Source organism: Streptomyces sp. UH6 (assembly GCF_013421635.1).
GTDB lineage: Bacteria > Actinomycetota > Actinomycetes > Streptomycetales > Streptomycetaceae > Streptomyces > Streptomyces abyssomicinicus.
The window spans coordinates 1-2,792 of the sequence record NZ_JACADT010000758.1 but is presented as its reverse complement, the minus strand read 5'-3'; the positions used below and the strand labels follow the sequence as shown (position 1 = coordinate 2,792).

2 protein-coding genes and 2 pseudogenes are annotated in these 2,792 nt (G+C 72.5%); 2 read left to right on the top strand and 2 right to left on the bottom strand.

Going from position 1 to position 2,792, the window contains the following annotated elements:
* Positions 1-844, bottom strand: a pseudogene (locus HW445_RS25400) (hypothetical protein); the annotation flags it as partial.
* An 80-nt stretch (positions 845-924) separates the two neighbouring features.
* Positions 925-1,119, bottom strand: coding sequence for a hypothetical protein (locus tag HW445_RS25395; RefSeq protein ID WP_151774927.1), 195 nt, complete (start codon positions 1,117-1,119; stop codon positions 925-927).
* A 459-nt stretch (positions 1,120-1,578) separates the two neighbouring features.
* Here HW445_RS25395 and HW445_RS25390 point away from each other — a divergent pair, with 459 nt between their 5' ends.
* Positions 1,579-1,971, top strand: a complete 393-nt coding sequence (locus HW445_RS25390; RefSeq protein ID WP_180223241.1) for an ankyrin repeat domain-containing protein — start codon at positions 1,579-1,581, stop codon at positions 1,969-1,971.
* A 326-nt stretch (positions 1,972-2,297) separates the two neighbouring features.
* A pseudogene (locus HW445_RS25385) lies at positions 2,298-2,792 on the top strand (HEAT repeat domain-containing protein); the annotation flags it as partial.

Here is a 2,792-nt window from a genome sequence, read left to right as displayed (position 1 = left end):
CCAGCAGATGCGGCTCGGTGGAGCGGGGGCCGGTGCGCCACACCACCGGAGGAACCTCCCCGCCCCGCTCGTCGTCGGCCGTCGGCGGCTCGTGCGCGGGACCGGCGGGGTCCGCGGGCCCGGCGGGGTCGGTGAAGCCGAGGACCGTCTCGCCCGGCGAGGTGGCCAACGCGTCGGGCGTCACGTCCGTGGGCAGCGGCGGCAGCACCTCCAGGGTGAGCCGGTTCGCCTCCTCGTCCCAGCCGAACCGGTACTCGCGCCCCCGTCCGGCCTTGGCGTGCAGCAACTGCTCGACACGGGCGCGGGCCCCGGCCTCCCCGTCGGCGAAGTAGGCGGGATAGCGCAGCACCAGCCGGGAGACCCGGCCGGTGTCGTCGAACTCGTACGTCTCGAAGGGCTCCTGCCACTCCCCGCCGTGCGAGTAGAGGGGAGCGGGGTCCTCGACGGTGGAGAAGTAGGGGACCAGGGCCTCGTACAGCGAGCTCAAACGCTTGGCCTGCTCCTCGTCCGGAACTCCCTCAGGCCGCCGCTCCGCCCGGTCCCGGCCCCTCCAGCCGGCCGCCGCCAGCAGTGTGGCGGCGGCCAGCACGGCCCCGTGGGGCGTCAGCACGACCACCAGCAGAACCGACGCCACCAGGAACAGCACGGGTCCGCGCCGGTCCTTGGGGGTGCCCGCCCACCTCCGCCGGGCCGCGACGGCCAGGCGGCCCAGCCCGCGGGCCACCGTGATCAGCGGATGGAGGACGTCCGTGGCGCCGGCGCCCGCTGTCCGGGCCAGCTCCCGGCCGCGTGCGAGGTGCTCGCCGCCGTTGCGCAGGATGCGGGGAAGGGGGCGCCGGGCCACTGAGGTCTCCTGATGTCCGTGCCGAAGGGTTCTCGCGGGATGGGAAGCGGGGGTGGGTCCGCCCGGGTGCACCTCCGGGGTCAGAACTTCAGTCCGCCCAGCAGGCTCGCCAGGCTTTCGCCGCCGGCCTTGATGCTCGGCGCGATCGCCGTGCTGGAAAGGTAGAAGCCGAACAGGACCGAGACGACGGCGTGCGACCCCTTGAGGCCGTCCTTCCTGAAGAACAGGAAGACGATGATGCCGAAGAGCACGACGCCGGAGATGGACAGGATCATGAGGTTCTCCTGGTGTTCGGGTGGGGACAGTCACCACGAGTTGTTCCAGGATCACAGCATGTATCGATACGACAAAAGGTGCAACTGAGTGATTTACCGCTGATTTCCCCCGCCTGGTGGAGGTGTCCTGCCGGGCTCCGGCCGCCCGATGGCGTACGGACGCGCCGCGCCGGGCCCCGGCGGACGTCGACGATCTTCACCGCCCCGCGGCCGGGGTCCGGGGAGCGGTCTCCGGCATGTCGCCGATTCACTCGTACGGTGGAGCGCGTGTGCAGGTGCGCACGCCCGGGCGAGATCCGTCGCCCGGCGGTTTCCCCGCAGGCCGTAGGCTCTGCGTGGTCCGGTCACCCGGACGCCCGCCCGCCGGCCGCATGCGGCCGGACGGCGGAACAGGCGACAGGCGAGCAGGCAGGCAGCGGCGCACCGGACGGCCGCGCGAGGAGAGAGGCGGACCCCGCGATGACCGAAGCCCCCGACCCGGAGGTCGTGGAGCTCGCGACCAGGATCTTCGAGATGGCGCGCAAGGGTGAGACCGCGGCGCTCGTCTCCTACCTGGACGCGGGCGTCCCGGCGGACCTCACCAACGACCGGGGCGACTGCCTGATCATGCTCGCCGCCTACCACGGCCACCCCGGGACGGTGCGCGCCCTGCTGGGCCGCGGCGCGCAGGCCGACCGGGTCAACGACCGCGGTCAGACGCCGTTGGCGGGCGCCGTCTTCAAGGGGGAGACGGAGGTCGTCAAGGCGTTGCTGGAGGGCGGCGCCGACCCGGCCGCCGGAACCCCCTCCGCCGTCGACACCGCCCGCATGTTCGGGCGGACCGAGGTGCTCGAACTCTTCGGCACCGCTTGACCGTTGACCGGTCGCACCGCGCTGACCTCGGGCGACACCGGACGTCCCACCGGGAAGATCCAACGGGAGGATCCGGATGGCCGCACCGAAATCCGGTCGCCACGCGGTGAACCGGCGAGTCATGATGGCCAGGTGATTCACGGACGCGACGGTTGGGCAGGAGTTGCCGAACCGCGTGGACCGTGACCGGTCCGGAAGGACCACCGACGAGAGGCAGAGGAAAATGGTCTACCACGAGCAGAAAACGGCGGGAGCCCGGACGTGTTGTCGCGGCCAGGTGCAGTGATCTCCCGGTTGCGTCGACGCTTGATGTGAGGCTGTCTCCCATGTTCGATCCGGTCATAGCGCCCAGCGGCACCCTGCTCGGCCTGCTTCAGCGGGGCCGAGGCGACGGGACCCTGCACGCGCTCACCGCCCCCCGTGCCGAGGCGATCGAGGCCCTCGACCGGTGCGTGCTCCACGATCCGCGCCACGACTGGCAGCTGGAGAACCGCTCCCTGTACTACGCCCGGCTCTACCTCGACCTCGACGGGAGCCTGGCGGCGCTCGAGGCCCATCTGCTGGGCCCCGACGACGTCCTCGACCCCGAGGAGAACCGGACCGGGCTCGCCCTGTCCGTCCTCGGCCACCTCGCCTCCTACGGCCGGCGGGACGCCCTGGACCTGCTGCGCCGCTACGCCGCACAGGGCGCCAACTGGGCGTGGGCCCTCGACGAGCTCGCCCTGCGCGACGACGACGCGGGCCTGCGTGCCCTCGCCGTGCCCGTGCTGGCCCGCTTCCCCGCACAACCCGAGGGCGACGCCGAGCTGGCCGCCATGGTG

Bases quoted from the DNA above. Each gene is read 5' to 3' on its own strand.
- HW445_RS25395 (WP_151774927.1), bottom strand. From the start codon at position 1,119: ATGATCCTGTCCATCTCCGGCGTCGTGCTCTTCGGCATCATCGTCTTC.
- HW445_RS25390 (WP_180223241.1), top strand. From the start codon at position 1,579: ATGACCGAAGCCCCCGACCCGGAGGTCGTGGAGCTCGCGACCAGGATC.